At 66.7% G+C, this 21,812-nt stretch carries 32 protein-coding genes; 1 reads left to right on the forward strand and 31 read right to left on the reverse strand.

What is annotated here, in order from left to right:
* Window positions 1–176 precede the first annotated feature (176 nt).
* The 31 genes from rpmJ to rpsL all read right to left on the reverse strand — a co-directional run bounded on the left by rpmJ (window position 177) and on the right by rpsL (window position 20,127).
* On the reverse strand, window positions 177–290 hold the full coding sequence (rpmJ, locus tag AB0C59_RS00815) for a 50S ribosomal protein L36 (RefSeq protein ID WP_003998809.1): 114 nt from the start codon (window positions 288–290) through the stop codon (window positions 177–179).
* Between the two features lie 83 nt (window positions 291–373).
* Complete coding sequence (gene infA / locus AB0C59_RS00820) at window positions 374–595, reverse strand: translation initiation factor IF-1 (RefSeq protein WP_004927214.1); 222 nt, start codon at window positions 593–595, stop codon at window positions 374–376.
* A 194-nt stretch (window positions 596–789) separates the two neighbouring features.
* Window positions 790–1,626, reverse strand: coding sequence for a type I methionyl aminopeptidase (map, locus tag AB0C59_RS00825; RefSeq protein WP_362999976.1), 837 nt, complete (start codon window positions 1,624–1,626; stop codon window positions 790–792).
* A 169-nt stretch (window positions 1,627–1,795) separates the two neighbouring features.
* Window positions 1,796–2,458: an adenylate kinase gene (locus tag AB0C59_RS00830; RefSeq protein WP_362999977.1), complete on the reverse strand. Its 663-nt coding sequence runs from the start codon at window positions 2,456–2,458 to the stop codon at window positions 1,796–1,798.
* Entirely contained in the window at window positions 2,458–3,771 is a 1,314-nt protein-coding gene (gene secY / locus AB0C59_RS00835; protein WP_362999978.1) for a preprotein translocase subunit SecY, read from the reverse strand. Before secY ends, AB0C59_RS00830 begins: the two co-directional genes overlap by 1 nt.
* A 243-nt stretch (window positions 3,772–4,014) precedes the next feature.
* Window positions 4,015–4,470 (reverse strand): 50S ribosomal protein L15, encoded by a 456-nt coding sequence (gene rplO, locus AB0C59_RS00840; protein ID WP_023547373.1) that lies wholly within the window; start codon window positions 4,468–4,470, stop codon window positions 4,015–4,017.
* Between the two features lie 2 nt (window positions 4,471–4,472).
* Window positions 4,473–4,655 carry a 50S ribosomal protein L30 gene (gene rpmD, locus AB0C59_RS00845; protein WP_037747988.1) on the reverse strand — a complete coding sequence of 61 codons (183 nt, stop codon included), beginning with the start codon at window positions 4,653–4,655 and terminating at the stop codon, window positions 4,473–4,475.
* Entirely contained in the window at window positions 4,655–5,260 is a 606-nt protein-coding gene (gene rpsE, locus AB0C59_RS00850) for a 30S ribosomal protein S5 (RefSeq protein WP_016645168.1), read from the reverse strand. Before rpsE ends, rpmD begins: the two co-directional genes overlap by 1 nt.
* 39 nt (window positions 5,261–5,299) lie before the next feature.
* On the reverse strand, window positions 5,300–5,683 hold the full coding sequence (gene rplR / locus AB0C59_RS00855; protein ID WP_030174556.1) for a 50S ribosomal protein L18: 384 nt from the start codon (window positions 5,681–5,683) through the stop codon (window positions 5,300–5,302).
* A 3-nt stretch (window positions 5,684–5,686) separates the two neighbouring features.
* On the reverse strand, window positions 5,687–6,226 hold the full coding sequence (gene rplF, locus AB0C59_RS00860; RefSeq protein ID WP_362999979.1) for a 50S ribosomal protein L6: 540 nt from the start codon (window positions 6,224–6,226) through the stop codon (window positions 5,687–5,689).
* A 24-nt stretch (window positions 6,227–6,250) separates the two neighbouring features.
* Entirely contained in the window at window positions 6,251–6,649 is a 399-nt protein-coding gene (gene rpsH, locus AB0C59_RS00865; RefSeq protein ID WP_007384075.1) for a 30S ribosomal protein S8, read from the reverse strand.
* 210 nt (window positions 6,650–6,859) lie between these two features.
* Window positions 6,860–7,045, reverse strand: a complete 186-nt coding sequence (locus AB0C59_RS00870; protein WP_003948630.1) for a type Z 30S ribosomal protein S14 — start codon at window positions 7,043–7,045, stop codon at window positions 6,860–6,862.
* Between the two features lie 5 nt (window positions 7,046–7,050).
* Complete coding sequence (gene rplE, locus AB0C59_RS00875; RefSeq protein ID WP_016434630.1) at window positions 7,051–7,608, reverse strand: 50S ribosomal protein L5; 558 nt, start codon at window positions 7,606–7,608, stop codon at window positions 7,051–7,053.
* Window positions 7,608–7,931: a 50S ribosomal protein L24 gene (gene rplX, locus AB0C59_RS00880; RefSeq protein WP_310764877.1), complete on the reverse strand. Its 324-nt coding sequence runs from the start codon at window positions 7,929–7,931 to the stop codon at window positions 7,608–7,610. Before rplX ends, rplE begins: the two co-directional genes overlap by 1 nt.
* 2 nt (window positions 7,932–7,933) lie before the next feature.
* The gene (rplN, locus tag AB0C59_RS00885) at window positions 7,934–8,302 is read right to left on the reverse strand and encodes a 50S ribosomal protein L14 (protein WP_003998823.1); all 369 of its coding nucleotides are present in this window, start codon (window positions 8,300–8,302) and stop codon (window positions 7,934–7,936) included.
* Between the two features lie 100 nt (window positions 8,303–8,402).
* A complete protein-coding gene (gene rpsQ, locus AB0C59_RS00890) occupies window positions 8,403–8,687 on the reverse strand; it encodes a 30S ribosomal protein S17 (RefSeq protein WP_018543912.1) in 285 nt (94 codons plus the stop codon).
* Window positions 8,687–8,911, reverse strand: coding sequence for a 50S ribosomal protein L29 (rpmC, locus tag AB0C59_RS00895; protein ID WP_007494763.1), 225 nt, complete (start codon window positions 8,909–8,911; stop codon window positions 8,687–8,689). The genes rpsQ and rpmC overlap by 1 nt, the downstream gene beginning before the upstream one ends.
* Window positions 8,911–9,330: a 50S ribosomal protein L16 gene (gene rplP, locus AB0C59_RS00900; RefSeq protein WP_018564810.1), complete on the reverse strand. Its 420-nt coding sequence runs from the start codon at window positions 9,328–9,330 to the stop codon at window positions 8,911–8,913. The genes rpmC and rplP overlap by 1 nt, the downstream gene beginning before the upstream one ends.
* A 5-nt stretch (window positions 9,331–9,335) precedes the next feature.
* On the reverse strand, window positions 9,336–10,157 hold the full coding sequence (gene rpsC, locus AB0C59_RS00905; protein ID WP_362999980.1) for a 30S ribosomal protein S3: 822 nt from the start codon (window positions 10,155–10,157) through the stop codon (window positions 9,336–9,338).
* A complete protein-coding gene (rplV, locus tag AB0C59_RS00910; protein WP_363000146.1) occupies window positions 10,157–10,504 on the reverse strand; it encodes a 50S ribosomal protein L22 in 348 nt (115 codons plus the stop codon). Before rplV ends, rpsC begins: the two co-directional genes overlap by 1 nt.
* A 42-nt stretch (window positions 10,505–10,546) precedes the next feature.
* The gene (gene rpsS / locus AB0C59_RS00915) at window positions 10,547–10,828 is read right to left on the reverse strand and encodes a 30S ribosomal protein S19 (protein ID WP_005481224.1); all 282 of its coding nucleotides are present in this window, start codon (window positions 10,826–10,828) and stop codon (window positions 10,547–10,549) included.
* Between the two features lie 12 nt (window positions 10,829–10,840).
* Window positions 10,841–11,677, reverse strand: coding sequence for a 50S ribosomal protein L2 (rplB, locus tag AB0C59_RS00920; protein ID WP_362999981.1), 837 nt, complete (start codon window positions 11,675–11,677; stop codon window positions 10,841–10,843).
* 38 nt (window positions 11,678–11,715) lie between these two features.
* A complete protein-coding gene (rplW, locus tag AB0C59_RS00925) occupies window positions 11,716–12,135 on the reverse strand; it encodes a 50S ribosomal protein L23 (RefSeq protein ID WP_362999982.1) in 420 nt (139 codons plus the stop codon).
* Window positions 12,135–12,788: a 50S ribosomal protein L4 gene (gene rplD, locus AB0C59_RS00930; protein ID WP_362999983.1), complete on the reverse strand. Its 654-nt coding sequence runs from the start codon at window positions 12,786–12,788 to the stop codon at window positions 12,135–12,137. The genes rplW and rplD overlap by 1 nt, the downstream gene beginning before the upstream one ends.
* 8 nt (window positions 12,789–12,796) lie before the next feature.
* The gene (rplC, locus tag AB0C59_RS00935) at window positions 12,797–13,441 is read right to left on the reverse strand and encodes a 50S ribosomal protein L3 (protein ID WP_362999984.1); all 645 of its coding nucleotides are present in this window, start codon (window positions 13,439–13,441) and stop codon (window positions 12,797–12,799) included.
* A 17-nt stretch (window positions 13,442–13,458) separates the two neighbouring features.
* The gene (rpsJ, locus tag AB0C59_RS00940) at window positions 13,459–13,767 is read right to left on the reverse strand and encodes a 30S ribosomal protein S10 (protein ID WP_003948644.1); all 309 of its coding nucleotides are present in this window, start codon (window positions 13,765–13,767) and stop codon (window positions 13,459–13,461) included.
* A gap of 419 nt (window positions 13,768–14,186) precedes the next feature.
* Complete coding sequence (locus AB0C59_RS00945; protein WP_362999985.1) at window positions 14,187–15,590, reverse strand: alpha/beta hydrolase; 1,404 nt, start codon at window positions 15,588–15,590, stop codon at window positions 14,187–14,189.
* 178 nt (window positions 15,591–15,768) lie between these two features.
* Window positions 15,769–16,962, reverse strand: a complete 1,194-nt coding sequence (gene tuf, locus AB0C59_RS00950; RefSeq protein WP_362999986.1) for an elongation factor Tu — start codon at window positions 16,960–16,962, stop codon at window positions 15,769–15,771.
* 154 nt (window positions 16,963–17,116) lie between these two features.
* The gene (gene fusA, locus AB0C59_RS00955) at window positions 17,117–19,243 is read right to left on the reverse strand and encodes an elongation factor G (RefSeq protein ID WP_362999987.1); all 2,127 of its coding nucleotides are present in this window, start codon (window positions 19,241–19,243) and stop codon (window positions 17,117–17,119) included.
* A gap of 39 nt (window positions 19,244–19,282) precedes the next feature.
* Window positions 19,283–19,753 (reverse strand): 30S ribosomal protein S7, encoded by a 471-nt coding sequence (gene rpsG, locus AB0C59_RS00960; RefSeq protein WP_073792897.1) that lies wholly within the window; start codon window positions 19,751–19,753, stop codon window positions 19,283–19,285.
* Between the two features lie 2 nt (window positions 19,754–19,755).
* A complete protein-coding gene (gene rpsL, locus AB0C59_RS00965; protein ID WP_003948652.1) occupies window positions 19,756–20,127 on the reverse strand; it encodes a 30S ribosomal protein S12 in 372 nt (123 codons plus the stop codon).
* A 372-nt stretch (window positions 20,128–20,499) separates the two neighbouring features.
* Here rpsL and AB0C59_RS00970 point away from each other — a divergent pair, with 372 nt between their 5' ends.
* The gene (locus AB0C59_RS00970; RefSeq protein WP_362999988.1) at window positions 20,500–21,807 is read left to right on the forward strand and encodes a glycosyltransferase family 39 protein; all 1,308 of its coding nucleotides are present in this window, start codon (window positions 20,500–20,502) and stop codon (window positions 21,805–21,807) included.
* The last annotated feature ends 5 nt before the right edge of the window (window positions 21,808–21,812 follow it).

Genomic DNA, 21,812 nt, shown 5'->3' on the forward strand with positions numbered 1-21,812 from the left:
GATTGCGGAGGTCTTCCGCAGAACCGGACCCCAGCCGCCGTACCAGGTACGAACTGGGTCCCCGGCCTCCGAAACCGAGGGTGTCGGTCCTGATCGCTCAGGACCGGGTTCTGCGTATGAACAAATTCAGCTCGCGTCGCGCGAATCTCTGCGAAGGCAGAGGGTGCGGTCCTGCGTCAGCCCTGGCGCTGCTTGTGGCGCGGGTTCTCGCAGATGACCATGACCCGACCATGACGGCGGATCACCCTGCACTTGTCGCAGATCTTCTTGACGCTCGGCTTGACCTTCATGGGATTGAGGTTCTCCGGGTCAGTGCCACCACCCCGCGGGAAGCGGGATGCACGCCCCGTGGATCACGGGGTGCGGGCAAGATCTACTTGTATCGGTAGACGATCCGGCCACGAGTCAGGTCGTACGGAGAAAGCTCCACCACGACCCGGTCGTCAGGGAGGATACGGATGTAGTGCATCCGCATCTTGCCGCTGATGTGTGCCAGGACCTGGTGGCCGTTCTGGAGCTCGACCCTGAACATGGCGTTCGGAAGAGACTCGACGACAGTGCCCTCGATCTCGATGGCACCTTGCTTCTTGGCCACGCTTCGCCCTTCGAATCGACTACCTTGATCGGCGTCGCTGACCGCATGCAGACATGCGGGTACACGAGAGCCGACGAGTCAGTCTACGTCAGGCGTCTCGGAAAGACGAATCGGGGAACTCTGCCCCAGCCTCAAGATCATTATGCGGGCGGGGGGCGAACGGGAACGAGTTCAGGACGCGGGCGGGTCCGGCCTCAGCCCAGCGGGTCCGGCGCCGCCGTCACTCCGTACTCGGCGAGCTTCGCCTTGCCGCCGTCCACGGCGGTCAGGACCAGCGGGCCCTGCTCGGTCAGGGCCACCGAGTGCTCCCAGTGGGAGGACCACGTGCCGTCCGTGGTGATCACCGTCCAGTCGTCGGACAGTACCTCGGTCTTCGGCGTGCCGAGCGAGACCATCGGCTCGATGGCGAGGCAGAAGCCTGGCACCAGCTTGGGGCCCTTGCCGCGGCGGCGCTCCACGTAGTTCAGCAGATGCGGGTCCATGTGCATCTCGGTGCCGATGCCGTGGCCGCCGTAGTCCTCGATGATCCCGTACTTGCCGCCGCCGGGCTTCGGCTGGCGGCGGATGTAGGTCTCGATCGCGCGGGAGACGTCGACCAGGCGGTTGCCCAGCTTCATCGCCGCGATCCCGGCCCACATGGACTCCTCGGTCACCCGCGACAGCTCGACGAGCTCGGGAGCGTGACCGGAGCCCACGAACGCGGTGAAGGCCGCGTCGCCGTGCCAGCCGTCGACGATGGCGCCGCAGTCGATGGAGATGATGTCGCCGTCCTTCAGGACGACGTCGTCGGACGGGATGCCGTGGACGACGACCTCGTTCACCGAGGTGCAGATCGTCGCGGGGAAGCCGCCGTAGCCGAGGAAGTTCGGCTTGGCGTCCCGCTCGGCGAGCACCTTGCGCGCGACCTGGTCCAGATCCTTGGTGGTGGCCCCGGGCACGGCGGCCTCACGGGTGGCCGCATGGATGGCGGCGACGACCAGCCCCGCCTCACGCATCGTGGCGATCTGCTCGGGAGTCTTGATCTGCACCATGACGGCTGGGGCCTTTCTGGACCTGCGGAGCGTACGGACGTCTACGACGATGTCTTCAACGATACGGGCGTGCCCAGGGGGGTTCTCCCGGGCCGGCCCCCACCGCCCACGACTCGGCCGCGGCTCCGCACGGGAACCGCGGCCGGGAAGGCGGTGATGCGGGCGGCGACTACTTGCCGTCGGGCTTCTGGCGGAGCGCCTCCATCGCGCGCGCGGTGACCTCTTCCACCTTGCCGAGCGCCGAGATCGTGACCACCAGGCCCTGGGCCTTGTAGTAGTCGATGATCGGCTCGGTCTGCGTGTGGTAGACCTCCAGGCGCGTACGGACGGTGTCCTCGGAGTCGTCGTCACGCTGGTACAGCTCGCCGCCGCAGACGTCGCAGACGCCGTCCGTCTTCGGCGCCTGGTACGAGACGTGGAAGACGTGCGCCGAGTCGTTGCGGCAGATGCGGCGGCCCGCGATGCGCTTGACGACCTCGTCCTCGGGGACCTCCAGGTCGAGCACCGCGTCCAGCTTCATGCCCTCGCCCTTGAGCATGTCGTCCAGCGCCTCGGCCTGCGACACGTTCCTCGGGAAGCCGTCCAGCAGGAAGCCGCCGCGCGCGTCGGCCTGCTCCATGCGGTCCTTGGCCATGGCGATGGTGACCTCGTCCGGCACCAGCTCGCCGCGGTCCATGTAGGACTTCGCGAGCTTGCCGAGCTCCGTCTGCTTGCTGATGTTGGCGCGGAACAGGTCGCCCGTGGAGATGTGCGGGATCGACAGGTTCGTGGCGAGGAACGCGGCCTGCGTTCCCTTCCCGGCACCGGGCGGCCCGACGAGGACGATTCGCATCAGCGGAGGAACCCTTCGTAGTTGCGCTGCTGGAGCTGGCTCTCGATCTGCTTCACCGTCTCAAGGCCCACACCCACGATGATGAGGATGCTCGTGCCACCGAACGGGAAGTTTCCGCTCGCCCCGAAGCCCACCAACGCCACTGTCGGTACGAGAGCGATCAGGCCCAGATACAGCGAGCCCGGCCAGGTGATCCGGTTGAGCACGTACGAGAGGTACTCAGCGGTCGGCCGACCAGCCCGGATGCCCGGGATGAAGCCACCATACTTCTTCATGTTGTCCGCGACTTCCTCGGGGTTGAACGAGATGGCCACGTAGAAGAACGCGAAGAAAACGATCAGAAGGAAGTAGGCGGTGACATAGATCGGGTGGTCGCCCTTGGTCAGATTGCTCTGCACCCAGGTCTTCCAGCCGGAGTTCCCGCCCGAGAACTGGGCGACCAGACTCGGGATGTAGAGCAGCGACGAGGCGAAGATCACAGGGATCACACCCGCCTGGTTGACCTTCAGCGGGATGTACGTCGAGGTGCCGCCGTAGGACCTGCGGCCGATCATGCGCTTCGCGTACTGCACCGGGATCCGCCGCTGGGCCTGCTCGACGAAGACCACCAGACCGACCATGACGAGACCGACGGCGATCACCGTGCCGAACTCGATCCAGCCGCCGGCCAGCTTGCCCTGGAGCTTGATGGTCCACAGCGCGCTCGGGAAGGTCGCGGCGATCGAGATGAACATGAGGATCGACATGCCGTTGCCGATACCGCGGTCGGTGATGAGCTCGCCGAGCCACATGACGACACAGGTGCCGGCCGTCATCGTGATGACCATGACGGCCGTGGTGAAGATCGACTGGTCGGGCACGATCTGCGTGGCCACGGGGCAGCCCTGGAACAGAGCGCCGCTGCGCGCGGTGGCGACCAGGCCGGTGCCCTGGAGGATCGCGAGCGCGACCGTGAGGTAGCGGGTGTACTGCGTGATCTTCGTGGTGCCGGCCTGTCCCTCCTTCTTGAGGGCTTCCAGGCGCGGGATCACCACGGTGAGCAGCTGAAGGATGATGCTCGCGGTGATGTACGGCATGATGCCGAGCGCGAAAAGGGTGATCTGGAGCAGCGCGCCGCCGCTGAACATGTTGATCAGGCTGAACAGGCCCCGGTTGGCGCTGGCCACGTCCATACAGGTCTGGACGTTCTTGTAGTCGACGCCCGGGATCGGGATGTGCGTACCGACCCGGTACACCACGATGATGCCCAGCGTGAAGAGCAGCTTCTTGCGCAGGTCGGGCGTCCTGAACGCCCGGGCGAACGCGGTGAGCACGGTGCCTCCTGCGACCCCCGCGCGACAGCGTCAAGGGTGGTGGTCTTGAGTTCCGACTGAACAACGACAGGGATAACGCACGACTGCCGGTCTGAGTGCCCGTACAGCGGCGCTCTGTGAAAGTTGGCAGTGCAGGTCACCTTACCGGCGACACTGCCCCCCTTGGAACGACCGACCGGGGATACCCCAATTCTGGGGTATCCCCGGTCGGGATCGCTCAAGTCATCGAGACGCCTGAAAAGGTCAGACGAGCTCGGTGACGGTACCGCCGGCGGCGGTGATCTTCTCCTTGGCGGAGCCGGAGACGGCGTCGACCGTCACCTGCAGCGCCACGGAGATCTCGCCCTGGCCGAGGACCTTGACGAGGCTGTTCTTGCGAACGGCACCCTTGGCCACGAGGCCCTCGACGGTGACCTCGCCACCCTCGGGGTACAGCGCGGCCAGCTTGTCGAGGTTCACGACCTGGAACTCGGTCTTGAACGGGTTCTTGAAGCCCTTCAGCTTCGGAAGACGCATGTGGAGGGGCATCTGGCCACCCTCGAAGCGCTCCGGAACCTGGTAACGGGCCTTCGTGCCCTTGGTACCACGACCGGCCGTCTTACCCTTGGACGCCTCACCACGACCCACGCGGGTCTTGGCGGTCTTGGCGCCCGGGGCGGGACGGAGGTTGTGGATCTTGAGCGGGTTCTGCTCCGCCATGATCAGTCGACCTCCTCGACCGTCACGAGGTGGCGGACGGTGTGCACCATGCCGCGGAACTCGGGGCGGTCCTCCTTGACGACCACGTCGTTCAGGCGCTTGAGCCCGAGCGAACGCAGGGTGTCACGGTGGTTCTGCTTGCTGCCGATGTAGGACTTGACCTGCGTGATCTTGAGCTGTGCCATCACGCACCCGCCCCTGCACGCGCACGCAGCAGGGCGGCGGGAGCGACGTCCTCGAGCGGCAGACCACGGCGAGCCGCGATCTCCTCGGGACGCTGCAGACCCTTGAGGGCCGCCACGGTGGCGTGCACGATGTTGATCGCGTTGTCGGAGCCGAGCGACTTCGACAGGATGTCGTGAACGCCGGCGCACTCGAGCACGGCGCGCACGGGACCACCGGCGATAACGCCGGTACCCGGCGAAGCCGGCTTGAGCAGGACGACGCCCGCGGCCTTCTCACCCTGGATGGGGTGGGGGATGGTGCCCTGGATACGGGGGACCTTGAAGAAGTGCTTCTTGGCCTCCTCAACACCCTTGGCGATGGCGGCCGGCACCTCCTTGGCCTTGCCGTAACCGACACCCACGGTGCCGTCACCGTCGCCCACCACGACCAGCGCGGTGAAGCTGAAGCGACGACCACCCTTCACAACCTTGGCGACGCGGTTGATCGCGACAACGCGCTCAACGTACGCGGTCTTCTCGGCGGCAGCAGCGCCGCCGTCACGGCCCTTCCGGTCCCGCCGCTCGCCGCCACCGGCACCGCCACCGCGGCGCTGGGGTCCAGCCATTGGAATTACCTCTCTCTGTTTCCGCTAGCTACGGCAGGCTCAGAACTTGAGCCCGGCTTCGCGGGCGGCGTCCGCCAGGGCGGCGATGCGCCCGGCGTACTGGTTGCCACCACGGTCGAACACGACAGCCTCGACACCGGCGGCCTTGGCACGCTCGGCGACCAGGGCGCCGACCTGCTTGGCCTGCGCGGACTTGTCGCCCTCGCCACCGCGGATCGAGGTGTCCAGCGTGGACGCCGATGCCAGGGTGTGGCCCTTGAGGTCGTCGATCACCTGCGCCACGATGTGGCGGTTGGAGCGGGTCACGACCAGACGGGGGCGCTCCGCCGTACCGGCGATCCGCTTGCGGATCCGGATGTGACGGCGCTTGATCGCGGCGCGCTTGTAGGCGTCGCCCTTGAGGATCTTCTGCCCGTATGCCATGGCTTACTTACCCGCCTTTCCGACCTTGCGGCGGATGACTTCGCCCTCGTACTTGACACCCTTGGCCTTGTACGGGTCGGGCTTGCGCAGCTTGCGGATGTTGGCCGCAACCTCGCCGACCTTCTGCTTGTCGATGCCCTCGACCTGGAAGCGGGTCGGGGTCTCCACCTTGAAGGTGATTCCCTCGGGCGCCTCGACGGTGATCGGGTGGCTGTAGCCGAGAGCGAACTCGAGGTTCGAACCCTTGGCGGTCACGCGGTAACCGACACCGCTGATCTCGAGCTTCTTCACGTAACCCTGGGTCACGCCGGTGATCATGTTCGCCACCAGCGTGCGGGACAGGCCGTGGAGGGCCTTGTTCTGACGCTCGTCGTTGGGGCGGGTGACGTTCAGAACGCCGTCCTCACCCTTGGCGATCTCGATCGGCGCCACGACGGTGTGCGTCAGCGAGCCCTTGGGGCCCTTGACCGACACCGTGCTGCCGTCGATGGTGACGTCCACGCCGGCGGGAACCGTGATGGGGAGCTTGCCAATACGCGACATAGCTGTTTCCTCCGTTCCCTTCTGCTACCAGACGTAGGCGAGGACTTCCCCACCCACGCCCTTCTTGCCGGCCTGCTTGTCGGTGAGGAGCCCGTGCGACGTGGAGATGATCGCCACGCCGAGGCCGCCGAGCACCTTCGGCAGGTTGGTGGACTTCGCGTACACCCGGAGACCGGGCTTGGAGATCCGCTTGATGCCCGCGATGGAGCGCTCACGGTTCGGACCGAACTTCAGCTCGAGAACGAGGTTCTTGCCGACCTCGGCGTCCTCGACCTTCCAGCCCGTGATGAAGCCCTCCTGCTGGAGGATCTCCGCGATGTGAGACTTGATCTTGGACGCCGGCATCGTCACGGAGTCGTGGTATGCCGAGTTCGCGTTCCGCAGACGCGTAAGCATGTCTGCGATCGGATCAGTCATGGTCATGAAGTGGCCTTCGGCCTCTCTCGCCGGGGTTTCCTGGTGCGCCATCCCTCTCCCCGATCCGAGACGGGACGGGTGCGGCGCGGTGGACCTACGGCGTAGTAAGTCGTACGGGCGACAGACGCCCAACCCCACTAGCCTAAGGCATGTGAGGGTGGGCCGTCTGCCGACCCAGATGCTTACCGAGAGCCCGGCATCAACCCAAGTGGGTTGTTACCAGGAGCTCTTGGTCACGCCCGGCAGCTCGCCACGGTGAGCCATCTCACGAAGGCACACGCGGCACAGGCCGAACTTGCGGTACACGGAGTGCGGACGGCCGCAGCGCTGGCAGCGGGTGTAGCCACGCACACCGAACTTGGGCTTGCGAGCAGCCTTAGCGATCAGAGCCTTCTTCGCCATCTCGCTCACGCCTCCTTGAACGGGAAGCCGAGGTGACGAAGGAGCGCGCGGCCCTCAGCGTCGTTGGTCGCCGTGGTGACCACGGTGATGTCCATACCCCGGACGCGGTCGATCTTGTCCTGGTCGATCTCGTGGAACATGACCTGCTCCGTGAGACCGAAGGTGTAGTTGCCACGGCCGTCGAACTGCTTGGGAGACAGGCCGCGGAAGTCGCGGATGCGCGGGAGCGCGAGCGACAGGGTGCGGTCCAGGAACTCCCACATGCGGTCACCGCGGAGCGTGACGTGGGCACCGATCGGCTGACCCTCACGCAGCTTGAACTGCGCGATGGACTTGCGGGCCTTGGTGACGGCCGGCTTCTGACCGGTGATCGTGGTGAGGTCGCGGATGGCGCCCTCGATCAGCTTGGAGTCGCGGGCGGCGTCGCCCACACCCATGTTGACCACGATCTTGACGAGGCCGGGGATCTGCATGACGTTCTCGTACTTGAACTCGTCACGCAGCTTGCCCGCGATCTCCTCGCGGTACTTCTGCTTCAGACGCGGGGTGGTGGTGGTAGCCATCAGATGTCCTCACCCGTCCGCTTGGCAACGCGGATCTTGTTGCCTTCGTCGTCGAAGCGGTAACCGACACGCGTGACGACCTTGTTGCCGTCCTTCTCAACGACCAGCTGGACGTTGGAGACGTGGATCGGCGCCTCGGTCGTGACGATGCCGCCGGCCTGCGAACCGCTGGCGGTCGGACCGGCCTTGGTGTGCTTCTTGACCCGGTTGACACCCTCGACCAGAACACGGTCCTCGCGGGGGTAGGCCGCGATGACCTTGCCCTGCTTGCCCTTGTCCTTACCGGTGATGACCTGGACCAGGTCGCCCTTCTTGATCTTCATGCTTACAGCACCTCCGGCGCGAGCGAGATGATCTTCATGAACTTCTTCTCGCGCAGCTCACGGCCGACGGGGCCGAAGATGCGGGTGCCGCGAGGGTCGCCGTCGTTCTTCAGAATGACGGCGGCGTTCTCGTCGAAGCGGATGTACGAGCCGTCCGGACGGCGGCGCTCCTTGACGGTGCGAACGATGACCGCCTTGACGACGTCACCCTTCTTCACGTTGCCACCGGGGATCGCGTCCTTGACGGTGGCGACGATGACGTCACCGATGCCCGCGTAGCGGCGACCGGAGCCACCGAGCACACGGATGCAAAGGATTTCCTTCGCACCAGTGTTGTCGGCGACGCGCAGTCGCGACTCCTGCTGGATCACGTCTATCTCCTGTTTGTCTGCCGGTTCCCCGGGAGCCGCTCAGAAGAGCGGCCCCCGGAGCCTGGCGGAACTGTCCTGCGAGGGGTGCCTCGCAGGAGAATTACTTGGCCTTCTCGAGGATCTCGACGACGCGCCAGCGCTTCGTCGCGGACAGCGGCCGGGTCTCCATGAGGAGGACGCGGTCGCCGACACCCGCGGCGTTCTGCTCGTCGTGCGCCTTGAGCTTGTTCGTACGGCGGATGACCTTGCCGTACAGCGCGTGCTTCACGCGGTCCTCGACGGCGACGACGACGGTCTTGTCCATCTTGTCGCTGACGACGAGACCCTCACGGGTCTTGCGGAAACCGCGCGCCTCTGCGTTCTCAGTCACGTTCTTCTCGCTCATCAGGCGTTCTCCACCGTTTCGATGCCCAGCTCACGCTCGCGCATCAGGGTGTAGATCCGCGCGATGTCCTTGCGGACCGCCTTCAGACGGCCATGGTTCTCGAGCTGGCCCGTCGCCGCCTGGAAGCGGAGGTTGAACAGCTCTTCCTTGGCCTCGCGGAGCTTCGCCAGAAGCTCCTCGTTGCCCAGCTCGCGCAGCTCGGACGCCTTGGTACCGGCCGACATCACGCTTCACCTGCCTCGCGCTTGACGATCCGGCACTTCATCGGCAGCTTGTGGGCCGCACGGGTCAGCGCCTCACGGGCGATCTTCTCATTCGGGTAGGACAGCTCGAACATCACCCGACCGGGCTTGACGTTCGCGATCCACCACTCCGGGGAACCCTTACCGGAACCCATGCGGGTCTCGGCGGGCTTCTTGGTCAGCGGGCGGTCCGGGTAGATGTTGATCCAGACCTTGCCGCCACGCTTGATGTGACGGGTCATGGCGATACGAGCCGCTTCGATCTGGCGGTTCGTGACATACGCCGGGGTCAGCGCCTGGATGCCGTACTCGCCGAACGCAACCTGCGTTCCACCCTTGGCCATACCATCGCGCTTCGGGTGGTGCTGCTTGCGGTGCTTGACCCTACGAGGGATCAGCATGTCGGTCAGGCCTCCGTTCCAGTGCTCTCAGCCGGAGCGGACGCGGGAGCCTCGGCCTTGGGGGCCTCGGCGCCGGCAGCCTGCTGCGGCTTGCGACCGCGCCGCTCGCCACCACGGCCACCACGGGCCGGGCGGTCGGCACCACCACGGGCCGGGCGGTTACCCGCACGGGCCGCAGCGTTCTCGGCGCGGACCTCGGCGATGTTCTTGACATCGCCCTTGTAGATCCAGACCTTCACGCCGATGCGGCCGAAGGTCGTCTTGGCCTCGAAGAAGCCGTAGTCCACGTTCGCGCGGAGCGTGTGCAGGGGCACACGGCCCTCGCGGTAGAACTCCGAGCGGGACATCTCGGCGCCACCGAGGCGGCCACCGCACTGGATCTTGATGCCCTTGGCGCCCGCCTTCATCGCCGACTGCATGCTCTTACGCATGGCGCGACGGAAGGAGACGCGGGAGGAGAGCTGCTCGGCAACGGCCTGGGCCACCAGCTGAGCGTCGACCTCGGGGTTCTTGACCTCGAGGATGTTCAGCTGGACCTGCTTGCCCGTGAGCTTCTCGAGGTCGCCGCGGATGCGGTCGGCCTCGGCGCCACGGCGGCCGATGACGATGCCCGGACGCGCGGTGTGGATGTCCACCCGCACACGGTCACGGGTGCGCTCGATCTCAACCTTCGAGATGCCGGCGCGCTCCATGCCGGACGTCATCATCCGACGGATGGCGACGTCTTCCTTGACGTAGTCCTTGTACAGCTTGTCGGCGTACCAACGCGACTTGAAGTCGGTCGTGACACCGAGCCGGAACCCATGCGGGTTTACCTTCTGGCCCATTACCGGGTTCCTTCCTTGCTGCTGACGACCACGGTGATGTGGCTGGTCCGCTTGCGGATCCGGTAGGCACGGCCCTGGGCGCGCGGCCGGAACCGCTTCAGGGTCGGACCCTCGTCGACGTACGCCTCGGAGATGAAGAGGCTGTCGACATCGGTGTGGTCGTAGTTGTGCGCGGCGTTGGCAATGGCGCTGTCCAGCACCTTGCCGACCGGCACGCTCGCGGCCTGCGGGGCGAAACGCAGGACCGCCTGAGCCTCCGTGGCACTCATGCCACGGATGAGGTCCACCACTCGGCGGGCCTTCATGGGCGTGACGCGGATGTACCGCGCCTGGGCCCTGGCGTCCATGGTTGTCCTTCCAGTGTCTGTCATGGTCATTCCACCCCGCTGCTAGCGGCGCTTCGACTTCCGGTCGTCCTTGACGTGACCCCGGAAGGTGCGCGTCGGCGAGAACTCACCGAGCTTGTGGCCGACCATGGACTCGGTGACAAACACCGGGATGTGGGTCTTGCCGTTGTGCACCGCGATCGTGTGGCCGAGCATGGCCGGGATGATCATGGAGCGACGGGACCAGGTCTTGATGACGTTCTTGGTGCCGGCTTCGTTCTGGACATCCACCTTCTTGATCAGGTGGTCGTCGACGAAGGGCCCCTTCTTGAGACTACGCGGCATCTAAACCCGCTCCTAGCGCTTCTTGTTCGTCTTGCGGCGGCGGACGATGTACTTGCTGCTCGCCTTCTTGGCGGAGCGAGTACGGCCTTCCTTCTGGCCCCACGGGGACACCGGGTGGCGACCACCGGAGGTACGTCCCTCACCACCACCGTGCGGGTGGTCGACGGGGTTCATGACCACACCACGCACGGAGGGGCGAACGCCCTTCCAGCGCATGCGACCGGCCTTGCCCCAGTTGATGTTCGACTGCTCGGCGTTGCCGACCTCGCCCACAGTGGCGCGGCAGCGGACGTCGACCAGGCGAATCTCACCGGACGGCATGCGCAGGTGGGCGTAGGCGCCCTCCTTCGCGAGCAGCTGCACCGAGGCACCGGCCGAGCGGGCGAACTTCGCGCCGCCGCCCGGACGCAGCTCGATGGCGTGCAGCGTCGTACCGACCGGGATGTTGCGCAGGGCGAGGTTGTTGCCCGGCTTGATGTCAGCCCCGGGACCGTTCTCGACGCGGTCACCCTGCTGCAGGTTGCGCGGCGCGAGAATGTAGCGCTTCTCGCCGTCCGCGTAGTGCAGCAGCGCGATGCGCGCGGTGCGGTTGGGGTCGTACTCGATGTGCGCGACCTTCGCCGGCACGCCGTCCTTGTCGTGACGACGGAAGTCGATCACGCGGTAGGCGCGCTTGTGTCCGCCACCCTGGTGGCGAACGGTCACACGACCGGTGTTGTTACGGCCGCCCTTGTTGTGCAGCGGGCGGACCAGCGACTTCTCCGGCGTGGACCGCGTGACCTCGACGAAGTCGGCGACGCTGGCGCCACGACGGCCCGGCGTAGTCGGCTTGTACTTGCGGATTCCCATTTCTCAGTCCTCGTCCGATATCGGACGATCCGACCCGCTTACGCGGTCGGACCGCCGAAGATGTCGATACGGTCGCCCTCAGCGAGGGTCACGATCGCGCGCTTGGTCGCGGCACGCTGACCGAAGCCGGTCTTCGTGCGCTTGCGCTTGCCCTGGCGGTTGATCGTGTTGACCCCGGTGACCTTGACCGAGAAGACCGCCTGGACGGCCTGCTTGATCTGGGTCTTGTTGGCGCTCGGGTCCACGACGAACGTGTACTTGTTGTCGTCGAGAAGGGCGTAGCTCTTCTCGGACACGACCGGCTTCAGCAGGACGTCACGGGGGTCCGTGTACGACTTGCTGATCGGCGTGACGACGGTGTTCTTGCCCTCGGCGGCGTGACGACGCGCCTTGGCGACGCGCGCGGCCTTGGCGGCCTTGGCGGCCTTCGAGGCAATGGCGGGGTGACGGATAGCCATCAGACCTCGCTCCCTTCGGTGTCGTTGGCCTTCGGGCCGGACACGAAGGACTCGAAAGCGGCCTGGGTGAAGACCACGTCGTCGGAGACGATCACGTCGTACGTGTTCAGCTGGCCCGGCTCCAGGATGTGGACCTGGGGCAGGTTGCGAGCGGACAGCAGGGCCTTCTCGTTCTCACGGTCGATGACCAGGAGCACGTTCTTGCGCTCGCTGATCTTCGCGATGAGAGCCTTGGCGGCCTTGGTGGAGATGTCCGACTCGACCACGTCGCTGACGACGTGGATGCGGTTGTTGCGGGCCCGGTCGGTGAGGGCGTGGCGCAGGGCCGCGGCCTTCATCTTCTTGGGGGTCCGCTGCGAGTAGTCGCGCGGCACGGGACCGTGCACGACGCCACCACCGGCGAACTGCGGCGCGCGGGTCGAACCCTGACGGGCGCGACCGGTGCCCTTCTGGCGGTACGGCTTCTTGCCGCCACCACGGACCTCGCCGCGGGTCTTCGTCTTGTGCGTGCCCTGACGGGCAGCGGCCAGCTGCGCGACGACGACCTGGTGGATCAGCGGGACGCTGACCTTCTCAACGCCGAAGATCTCCGCGGGGAGCTCGACGGAACCGGTCTTCTCGCCCGCCGGCGAAAGGATGTCAACAGTGCTCATCGGTTACCTCAGGCCCCCTTGGCCGCGGTGCGGACCAGGACGAGGCCGCCGTTCGGACCGGGAACCGCGCCCTTGATGAGCAGCAGACCCTTCTCCGCGTCAACGGCGTGGACGGTCAGGTTCTGGGTGGTGACGCGCTCGTTGCCCATGCGACCGGCCATGCGGACGCCCTTGAACACACGGCCCGGGGTGGCGCAGCCACCGATGGAGCCGGGAGAGCGGTGCTTGCGCTGAACGCCGTGTCCGGCGCCGAGGCCCTTGAAGTTGTGACGCTTCATGACACCGGCGAAGCCCTTGCCCTTGCTCTTGCCGGTGACGTCGACCTTCACGCCGGCCTCGAACACCTCAGCGGTGATCTCCTGGCCGAGGGTGTACTCGGCGGCGTCCGACGTGCGGAGCTCGACGAGGTGGCGGCGCGGGGTGACGTCGGCCTTGGCGAAGTGGCCCTTGAGGGGCTTGTTCACCTTGCGCGGGTCGATCTCGCCGAAGGCGATCTGGACCGACTCGTAGCCGTCGGCGTCGTTCGTGCGAACCTGGGTCACCACGTTGGGGCCGGCCTTGACGACGGTCACGGGGACGACACGGTTGTTCTCGTCCCACACCTGCGTCATGCCGAGCTTCTCGCCCAGGATGCCCTTGATCTGCTTAGCCATTCTCAGATCACCGACCCTCAGAGCTTGATCTCGATGTCGACACCGGCCGGGAGGTCGAGTCGCATCAGGGAGTCAACGGTCTTGGGCGTCGGGTCGAGGATGTCGATCAGGCGCTTGTGCGTGCGCATCTCGAAGTGCTCGCGCGAGTCCTTGTACTTGTGCGGCGACTTGATGACGCAGTACACGTTCTTCTCTGTGGGCAGCGGCACCGGGCCCGCGACCGACGCACCAGTGCGGGTCACCGTCTCGACGATCTTCTTCGCCGAGGAGTCGATGACCTCGTGGTCGTAGGCCTTGAGCCGGATGCGGATCTTCTGTCCCGCCATGGCTACTTCGTAGTCCTGTCTCTCTAACGCTCTGGGACCCGGCGACTGAACCCTCTCCTCCGACCCACGCGGTCGGGCGTGTCGCGCTCCCGCTGACACAGATGTCCCTTGTCCGGACATCCCTGCAGGGGGAACACGGCCCTTCCGGAACCGCGGATCCAGGGGCGAGGAGCCCACCGGGCGCCTGGCCGTCGTTGCGCTCACACTTCCCGGAAGATTCCCGTACGTCCGCCCCAGCGCTGCCGTGAGGCAGTTAGGGCGACGAGTACTGTGGGACTCGCTTCCGGTCCTCCCGGCGGGAGGCGCGCAGCATCAACACTCGACCGAGCAACCCCGCTAGTCTGCCATACCAGACGGGGGCTCCGCCAATCGATCCGGAGAGACTACCCGGAACGTGACGCACGTCAAACGGGAGCCTCTCAAGCGACCTTCAGCGTCTCCCCCAGCCAGTCGAAGACCACCTCGCAGTGCTGCCGCGGGGCCATCGGTGAGCAGTGGAGCTGGGCGCCCGTCGCGGCCGTGAGTTTGACGTACCTCTTGGGGGCCGTCAGCTCGTCGTACAGCCGGCGCGGCTGGCCCGGGTAGAACTGCTCGTACTCGTAGTCGAGGACCAGGGTGGGGGCTTTGACGCGGCTCACCACGGCCGTGATGTCCAGTGACCGGACGAGCCTGGCCGGGGTGAAGAAGTCGGTGAAGATCCGGCCCTCGCGGGCCGCGAGCATCGCCGGGGCCGAGAAGGGTTCGAAGCGCTTCTTCATCGTCGCCGCGTCGGCGGACGACAGGTGCGGGACGACCTCCTTGTTCCAGATGTCGTTGGTCCTCGCCCTGTCCGGCGTCAGGACCTGCCTGATCTCCTCGGGGAAGCCCAGCCAGGGGTCGAGGCAGCCCGGCATCGCCACCAGTGCCGCGATCCGCCGTTCGAAGGCCGCCGCCCTCGGGGCCAGGTCGCCCGCCATGCTGAGCCCGGTGAGCGCGATCCTGTCGGCGTCGACGTCGGGACGGGCCACCAGCCAGTCGACCAGCGGGGTGACCACGTTCTCCCAGCGGGGGGTGAACACCACCTTGTCCACGAAGAGCAGCTGCCCCTGGCCGGGGCCTTCGTACACCAGGGCGTTCCAGCCACGGTCCAGGGCGGCGGCGACACCGTACGTCCACATGTCGACGTTCTGCCCGTCGCTGCCGTTGGTCAGGATCACGGTGGGGCGGCGGCGCCCCGAGTCGTCCGGGCGGAAGAGCCACACGGGGAGCGGGGTCCTGACGGGCAGGCCGTAGGGGACCTCCCCGGTGACCGGGGGCGGGTCGCACAAGCCGCAGAACGTGTCCCAGGCGCCGCGGCCGGCCCGGTACAGCGCCTCCTCGTTCCCCGGGTGGTCCGAGCCGAGGACGAAGAACAGGGCCTGCGCGTAGTACTGGGCCGCCCGCAGCGCGCGGAAGCGCCGGGTCTCCCGATCCGGCGCGGCGCCCTGGGGGGCCCTCAGCAGCCGGTCGCCGAGTCTGGTGAACGTGTCGACGTACGTCTGCGCCGACGGGCCCGCCTTGTTGATCGTGTTCACGGCGGTGAGCACCTCGCCCACCTCGCCGCTCCCCTGCCCGGCCGCCCCGAGCGCCAGGAGCACGGAGAAGTTGAACTCCGGGTCGTCGAAGAGCGTCATCACGCCGGGTGCCCCGGTGCCGCCCGCCGGGGCCGCGGCGGGGCGGGAGGGCCGGGTGCTCCGCGCCGGCGACCCGTCCGTGACCGTGCATCCGGCGGCCAGCAGGGCCGCGCCGGCCATGCCGGTCAGGGTGCCGCGCCTACTGGGTCCCGACATCGCCGCGCTGCTCATACCGACCGAACGTATGACCCCGGTGTGCACGGCGGCCGGACGCGACACGCGCCGTTCCCCCGGACAGCCCGCCACCATGACCCGGCCGGGAACGACGAAGAGGCCCGTACGACCGGAGTCGTACGGGCCTCCTCAGGTCAGGCGACCCCGAGGGGTCGGACCGTCAAGAGAGCGAGGCTCACTTGCTGATCTTGGTGACCTGGCCGGCGCCCACGGTGCGGCCACCCTCACGGATGGCGAACTTCAGGCCCTCTTCCATGGCGACGGGCTGGATGAGCTCCACCTTCATCTCGGTGTTGTCACCCGGCATGACCATCTCGGTGCCCTCGGGGAGGGTCACGACGCCGGTCACGTCCGTCGTACGGAAGTAGAACTGCGGACGGTAGTTGTTGAAGAACGGCGTGTGACGGCCACCCTCGTCCTTGGACAGGATGTAGGCCTGCGCCTCGAACTCGGTGTGCGGGGTGACCGAGCCCGGCTTGATGATGACCTGGCCGCGCTCGACGTCCTCGCGCTTGATGCCGCGGAGCAGCAGGCCGACGTTCTCACCGGCCTGGCCCTCGTCGAGCAGCTTGCGGAACATCTCGATGCCGGTGACCGTGGTGGTGGTCTTCTCGGTCTTGATGCCGATGATGTCGACGGTCTCGTTGACCTTGAGGACACCACGCTCGATACGACCGGTGACGACGGTGCCACGACCGGTGATCGTGAAGACGTCCTCGATCGGCATGAGGAACGGCTTGTCGACGTCGCGCTCCGGCTCGGGGATCGCGGTGTCCACGGCCTCCATGAGGTCCAGGACCGACTGGCCCCACGTCGCGTCGCCCTCGAGTGCCTTGAGCGCCGAGACCTTGACGACCGGGACGTCGTCGCCCGGGAACTCGTACTCGGAGAGGAGCTCACGGACCTCGAGCTCGACGAGCTCCAGGATCTCCTCGTCGTCCACCATGTCGGCCTTGTTCAGGGCGACGACGATGTACGGAACGCCGACCTGGCGGGCCAGGAGCACGTGCTCCTTGGTCTGCGGCATCGGGCCGTCGGTGGCGGCGACCACGAGGATGGCGCCGTCCATCTGCGCGGCACCCGTGATCATGTTCTTGATGTAGTCCGCGTGACCGGGGCAGTCGACGTGGGCGTAGTGACGCGACTCGGTCTGGTACTCGACGTGCGCGATCGAGATCGTGATACCGCGCTGACGCTCCTCGGGAGCCTTGTCGATCTGGTCGAAGGCCGAGGCCTCGTTCAGGTCCGGGTACTTGTCGTGCAGCACCTTGGTAATGGCGGCCGTGAGGGTCGTCTTACCGTGGTCGATGTGACCGATGGTGCCGATGTTGACGTGGGGCTTAGTCCGCTCGAACTTCGCCTTCGCCACGAGGTCCTCCTGTGGAGTGGTTCTGAACGCCTTGCTTCATCGGCGCCAGGTGATCTTTGCTGGAAAGCCCGGGGCCGGGGGCATTCCCCCGCGAATGCGGGTGAATGCCCCTGGCGGCTCCGGAGTCAAGCCTAAAGCGTGGAAACGCGGTGCGTTACTCGCCCTTGGCCTTCGCGATGATCTCCTCGGCGACGTTCCGCGGAACCTCGGCGTAGGAGTCGAACTGCATCGAGTAGCTTGCGCGACCCGACGTCTTGCTGCGGAGGTCTCCGACGTAGCCGAACATCTCCGAGAGGGGCACGAGGCCCTTCACGACACGGGCACCGGCCCGCTCCTCCATGGCCTGGATCTGACCACGGCGGGAGTTGATGTCGCCGATGACCTCACCCATGTAGTCCTCGGGCGTGGTGACCTCGACGGCCATCATCGGCTCGAGGAGCACGGGGCTGGCCTTGCGCGCGGCCTCCTTGAAGGCCTGCGAGCCGGCGATCTTGAAGGCGAGCTCGGAGGAGTCGACCTCGTGGTAGCCACCGTCGATCAGCGTGACGCGCACGCCGGTCATCTCGTAGCCCGCGAGGATGCCGAACTGCATGGCCTCCTGCGCACCGGCGTCCACCGAAGGGATGTACTCCTTCGGGATACGGCCACCGGTCACCTTGTTCACGAACTCGTACGAGGCGTCGCCGCCCTCGATCGGCTCGATCGCGATCTGCACCTTGGCGAACTGACCGGTACCACCGGTCTGCTTCTTGTGCGTGTAGTCGACGCGCTCGACGGCCTTGCGGATCGTCTCGCGGTACGCGACCTGCGGCTTGCCGACGTTGGCCTCGACCTTGAACTCACGGCGCATACGGTCGACCAGCACCTCGAGGTGCAGCTCGCCCATACCACCGATGATGGTCTGGCCGGTCTCCTCGTCCGAGTGGACCTGGAAGGAGGGGTCCTCCTCCGCGAGACGCTGGATGGCGACACCCAGCTTCTCCTGGTCGCCCTTGGACTTGGGCTCGATCGCGACCTGGATGACCGGCGCCGGGAAGTCCATGGACTCCAGGATCACCGGGCTCTTGTCGTCGGACAGCGTCTCACCGGTGGTGGTCTGCTTCAGGCCCATGACGGCGACGATGTCGCCGGCGCCCACCGACTCGATCTCCTCACGCTTGTTGGCGTGCATACGGTAGATCTTGCCGATGCGCTCCTTCTTGCCCTTGACGGAGTTCAGCACGGCGGTGCCGGACTCCAGGCGGCCCGAGTAGACCCGGACGAAGGTGAGCTTGCCGAGGTGCGGGTCGCTCATGATCTTGAACGCCAGCGCGGACAGCGGCTCGTCGTCGGACGGCTTGCGCTTGATGACCGTCTCCGGGTCCTTGACGTCGTGGCCTTCGATGGCCTCGATGTCGACCGGGGAGGGCAGGTAGCGCACGACCGCGTCGAGCAGGGGCTGAACGCCCTTGTTCTTGAACGCGGTGCCGCAGAACACCGGGGTGACCGTGGTGTCCTTGGACTTGCCGGACGCGATGGTGATACGACGGATCGCGGCGTACAGCTGCTCCACGGAAGGCTCCTCGCCCTCCAGGTACAGCTCCATGATCTCTTCGTCGTTCTCGGCGACAGCCTCGATGAGCTTGCCGCGCCACTCGTCGGCGGCCTCGGTGTGCGTGGCCGGGATGTCGACGGTGTCGTACATCTCGCCCTTGGTGGCCTCGGCGGACCACACGAAGGCCTTCATCGTCACCAGGTCGACGACGCCCTTGAAGTCCGCCTCGGCGCCGATCGGCAGCTGCATGACCAGCGGCTGAGCACCCAGACGGTCGGTGATCATGTCGACGCAGCGGTGGAACTCGGCACCGGTGCGGTCGAGCTTGTTGACGAAGCAGATACGCGGAACGCCGTAGCGGTCCGCCTGACGCCACACCGTCTCGGACTGCGGCTCAACGCCGGCGACGCCGTCGAACACCGTGACAGCACCGTCGAGCACGCGCAGGGAACGCTCCACCTCGACGGTGAAGTCGACGTGGCCCGGCGTGTCGATGATGTTGATGGTGTGGTCGACGTCTTCCAGCGGCCAGTGGCAGGTGGTGGCAGCAGAGGTGATCGTGATGCCACGCTCCTGCTCCTGCTCCATCCAGTCCATGGTGGCAGCGCCGTCGTGGACCTCACCGATCTTGTAGGACACACCGGTGTAGAACAGGATCCGCTCGGTGGTGGTCGTCTTGCCCGCGTCGATGTGGGCCATGATGCCGATGTTGCGCACCTTGGCCAGGTCAAGCGAAGTGGTAGCCATAAGGCTTCAGTCTTCTCTCGGTCTCGATGTGGACTGCGACTACCAGCGGTAGTGCGCGAAGGCCTTGTTGGACTCGGCCATCTTGTGCGTGTCCTCGCGCTTCTTCACAGCGGCACCGAGGCCGTTGGAGGCGTCGAGGAGCTCGTTGAGCAGACGCTCGGTCATGGTCTTCTCGCGACGGGCGCGGGAGTAACCGACCAGCCAGCGCAGCGCGAGCGTGTTGGCACGACCGGGCTTGACCTCGATCGGAACCTGGTACGTCGCACCACCGACACGGCGGGACTTGACCTCAAGCGTCGGCTTGATGTTCTCGAGAGCGCGCTTGAGCGTGATGACCGGGTCGTTGCCGGTCTTGTCGCGCAGGCCCTCCATGGCGCCGTAGACGATGCGCTCGGCGGTGGAGCGCTTGCCGTTCAGCAGCACCTTGTTGATCAGGGAGGTCACCAGAGGAGAACCGTAGACCGGGTCGATGATGACCGGGCGCTTCGGGGCGGGGCCCTTACGAGGCATTCTTACTTCTCCTTCTTGGCGCCGTAACGGCTGCGAGCCTGCTTGCGGTTCTTGACACCCTGGGTGTCGAGCGAGCCGCGGATGATCTTGTAGCGAACACCCGGCAGGTCCTTCACACGGCCGCCGCGCACGAGCACGATGGAGTGCTCCTGCAGGTTGTGTCCCTCACCCGGAATGTAAGCGGTGACCTCGATCCCGCTGGTCAGACGCACACGCGCGACCTTACGCAGGGCCGAGTTCGGCTTCTTCGGGGTGGTCGTGAACACGCGCGTGCAGACGCCACGACGCTGAGGGGAACCCTCGAGTGCGGGCGTCTTGTTCTTCTCGACCTTGTCCTGCCGGCCCTTACGGACCAGCTGCTGGATCGTAGGCACTACTTCTCCGGTTTCTGTGTGCCGATAGGTAAAGCTAACCTGGAACAACTCCGACCCACGCGGTCGGGTGTGTCGAATCCAGCGAGCTCCCCGCGACCAAGCGGGGAGGGCGCAGATTGCGGTGTCCGGTGACGGCTCGCTGTGCGGTTGAAGGCACGCACGAGAGCCAGGGCACACCCCAGGCACAAGGTATGAGCGTACCCAGCGCATTCACTTCGGTCAAAACAAAAGCAGCGCAACCGACACGCCGGACCTTTGGACCGCCGCTCGGAAGCGCCCGCGGACCGGATCCCACGTGCCGGATTGCCGGATGTGCAACCCTGAACCGCTTGCGACAACCAGTTCGACCCGCAGTTCGGGGGGACCACGGCAATGAGTACGACTTCGCGCGAGACGCCGCCCACACAGGACGACGCCGCCCACGAACCGGCCGGGACCGCGGCCCCGGAGAGGCGGGAGCCCGCGGGGGACGTCGCGTGGCATCGCCGCCTGCGCACGGCCGTCCGGCCCTACCTCCCGGCCCTCGTGCTCTACGGCGGGGCGAAGGTGCTCAGCCTGGGCGTCTTCGCCTGGCTGCTGGAGTACGGCGGCGACTACCACCGCAAGCCGCCCCGCTTCGGCGGCGGCGCGCACTGGTGGGACGTGCTGGGCACCTGGGACGGCTGGTGGTACCTCCAGGTCGCCCAGAACGGCTACCGGCCGGAGCCCCTGAAGCCGCTCGCACCGGGCGGCGCCTTCACCGCCCAGCAGAACTCCGTCGCCTTCTTCCCGCTCTACCCGACCCTGATCCGCGGGGTCGCGGACCTCACGGGCCTCAGCCTTCTCGGCTCCGCGATCCTCGTCTCGGTCGTCTGCTCCTTCATCGCCGCCGCGGGCATCTACGCGGTGATCTCACTCCTCGCCGGCGCCCGGGCCGGGACCATCGCGGCGGGCCTGTGGGCCGTCGCCCCCGCCGCCGGCGTCGAGTGGGCGGTGTACACGGAGTCCCTCTTCGTCGCGATCACCGCCTGGGCCTGCTACGCGGTGCTCAGGCGCCGCTGGGTGTCGGCCGGGATGCTCGCCTTCCTGTCCGGGCTGAGCCGCCCCACCGCCGCGGCGCTCATCGGGGCGGTGGGACTGGCCGCGCTGGTGACCGTGCTGCGCCGGGACAGCCGGCGTGAGCAGGGCCTCGCGGGCCCGCTGTACGCGATGATCGCGGCGCCGCTCGGGCTGCTGGCCTACGTGGCGTGGGTCGGCCACGCGATGGGCGACCTCACCGCGTACTTCACCCTCCAGCGCGAGGCCTGGGCCCACTACTTCGACTACGGCGCCTACACCCTCGACGTGCTGCGGAACGTGGCCGTGGGCCACAGCGACTACCTGTTCGCCTTCCCGGTGCCGGACCTCGTCGCCGTGCAGCTGGTGGTGGCCCTGCCGTTCCTGGTGGCGCTGATGCTGCGGAAGCGGCCCCCGCTGGTGCTGACCGCGTACACCCTGGCGTCGATCGTGACGGTCCTGGGCACCCAGCAGATGTTCGGCAACACCCCCCGCTACCTGCTCCCCGTCTTCCCTCTCCTCCTGGCGCCGGCAGCGGCTCTGAGCCGCCTGAAGTGGCCGAGCCTGCTGGTCCTGTTCACCACGACCGCGGTGGCGTCGGGCTGGTACGCCAACTACCTGATCTTCGAACTGGGCATCCCGTAGGCCGC

Source organism: Streptomyces sp. NPDC048664 (assembly GCF_040650555.1).
Classification (GTDB): domain Bacteria; phylum Actinomycetota; class Actinomycetes; order Streptomycetales; family Streptomycetaceae; genus Streptomyces.

Coding starts and splice junctions, on each gene's coding strand:
- rpmJ (WP_003998809.1), bottom strand. CDS start 290: ATGAAGGTCAAGCCGAGCGTCAAGAAGATCTGCGACAAGTGCAGGGTG.
- map (WP_362999976.1), bottom strand. CDS start 1,626: ATGGTGCAGATCAAGACTCCCGAGCAGATCGCCACGATGCGTGAGGCG.
- AB0C59_RS00830 (WP_362999977.1), bottom strand. CDS start 2,458: ATGCGAATCGTCCTCGTCGGGCCGCCCGGTGCCGGGAAGGGAACGCAG.
- rplO (WP_023547373.1), bottom strand. CDS start 4,470: ATGGCGGAGCAGAACCCGCTCAAGATCCACAACCTCCGTCCCGCCCCG.
- rpmD (WP_037747988.1), bottom strand. CDS start 4,655: ATGGCACAGCTCAAGATCACGCAGGTCAAGTCCTACATCGGCAGCAAG.
- rpsE (WP_016645168.1), bottom strand. CDS start 5,260: ATGGCTGGACCCCAGCGCCGCGGTGGCGGTGCCGGTGGCGGCGAGCGG.
- rplR (WP_030174556.1), bottom strand. CDS start 5,683: ATGGCATACGGGCAGAAGATCCTCAAGGGCGACGCCTACAAGCGCGCC.
- rplF (WP_362999979.1), bottom strand. CDS start 6,226: ATGTCGCGTATTGGCAAGCTCCCCATCACGGTTCCCGCCGGCGTGGAC.
- rpsH (WP_007384075.1), bottom strand. CDS start 6,649: ATGACCATGACTGATCCGATCGCAGACATGCTTACGCGTCTGCGGAAC.
- AB0C59_RS00870 (WP_003948630.1), bottom strand. CDS start 7,045: ATGGCGAAGAAGGCTCTGATCGCTAAGGCTGCTCGCAAGCCCAAGTTC.
- rplE (WP_016434630.1), bottom strand. CDS start 7,608: ATGGCTACCACCACCACCCCGCGTCTGAAGCAGAAGTACCGCGAGGAG.
- rplX (WP_310764877.1), bottom strand. CDS start 7,931: ATGAAGATCAAGAAGGGCGACCTGGTCCAGGTCATCACCGGTAAGGAC.
- rpsQ (WP_018543912.1), bottom strand. CDS start 8,687: ATGAGCGAGAAGAACGTGACTGAGAACGCAGAGGCGCGCGGTTTCCGC.
- rpmC (WP_007494763.1), bottom strand. CDS start 8,911: ATGTCGGCCGGTACCAAGGCGTCCGAGCTGCGCGAGCTGGGCAACGAG.
- rplP (WP_018564810.1), bottom strand. CDS start 9,330: ATGCTGATCCCTCGTAGGGTCAAGCACCGCAAGCAGCACCACCCGAAG.
- rpsC (WP_362999980.1), bottom strand. CDS start 10,157: ATGGGCCAGAAGGTAAACCCGCATGGGTTCCGGCTCGGTGTCACGACC.
- rplV (WP_363000146.1), bottom strand. CDS start 10,504: ATGGACGCCAGGGCCCAGGCGCGGTACATCCGCGTCACGCCCATGAAG.
- rpsS (WP_005481224.1), bottom strand. CDS start 10,828: ATGCCGCGTAGTCTCAAGAAGGGGCCCTTCGTCGACGACCACCTGATC.
- rplB (WP_362999981.1), bottom strand. CDS start 11,677: ATGGGAATCCGCAAGTACAAGCCGACTACGCCGGGCCGTCGTGGCGCC.
- rplW (WP_362999982.1), bottom strand. CDS start 12,135: ATGGCTATCCGTCACCCCGCCATTGCCTCGAAGGCCGCCAAGGCCGCC.
- rplD (WP_362999983.1), bottom strand. CDS start 12,788: ATGAGCACTGTTGACATCCTTTCGCCGGCGGGCGAGAAGACCGGTTCC.
- rplC (WP_362999984.1), bottom strand. CDS start 13,441: ATGGCTAAGCAGATCAAGGGCATCCTGGGCGAGAAGCTCGGCATGACG.
- rpsJ (WP_003948644.1), bottom strand. CDS start 13,767: ATGGCGGGACAGAAGATCCGCATCCGGCTCAAGGCCTACGACCACGAG.
- AB0C59_RS00945 (WP_362999985.1), bottom strand. CDS start 15,590: ATGAGCAGCGCGGCGATGTCGGGACCCAGTAGGCGCGGCACCCTGACC.
- fusA (WP_362999987.1), bottom strand. CDS start 19,243: ATGGCTACCACTTCGCTTGACCTGGCCAAGGTGCGCAACATCGGCATC.
- rpsG (WP_073792897.1), bottom strand. CDS start 19,753: ATGCCTCGTAAGGGCCCCGCCCCGAAGCGCCCGGTCATCATCGACCCG.
- AB0C59_RS00970 (WP_362999988.1), top strand. CDS start 20,500: ATGAGTACGACTTCGCGCGAGACGCCGCCCACACAGGACGACGCCGCC.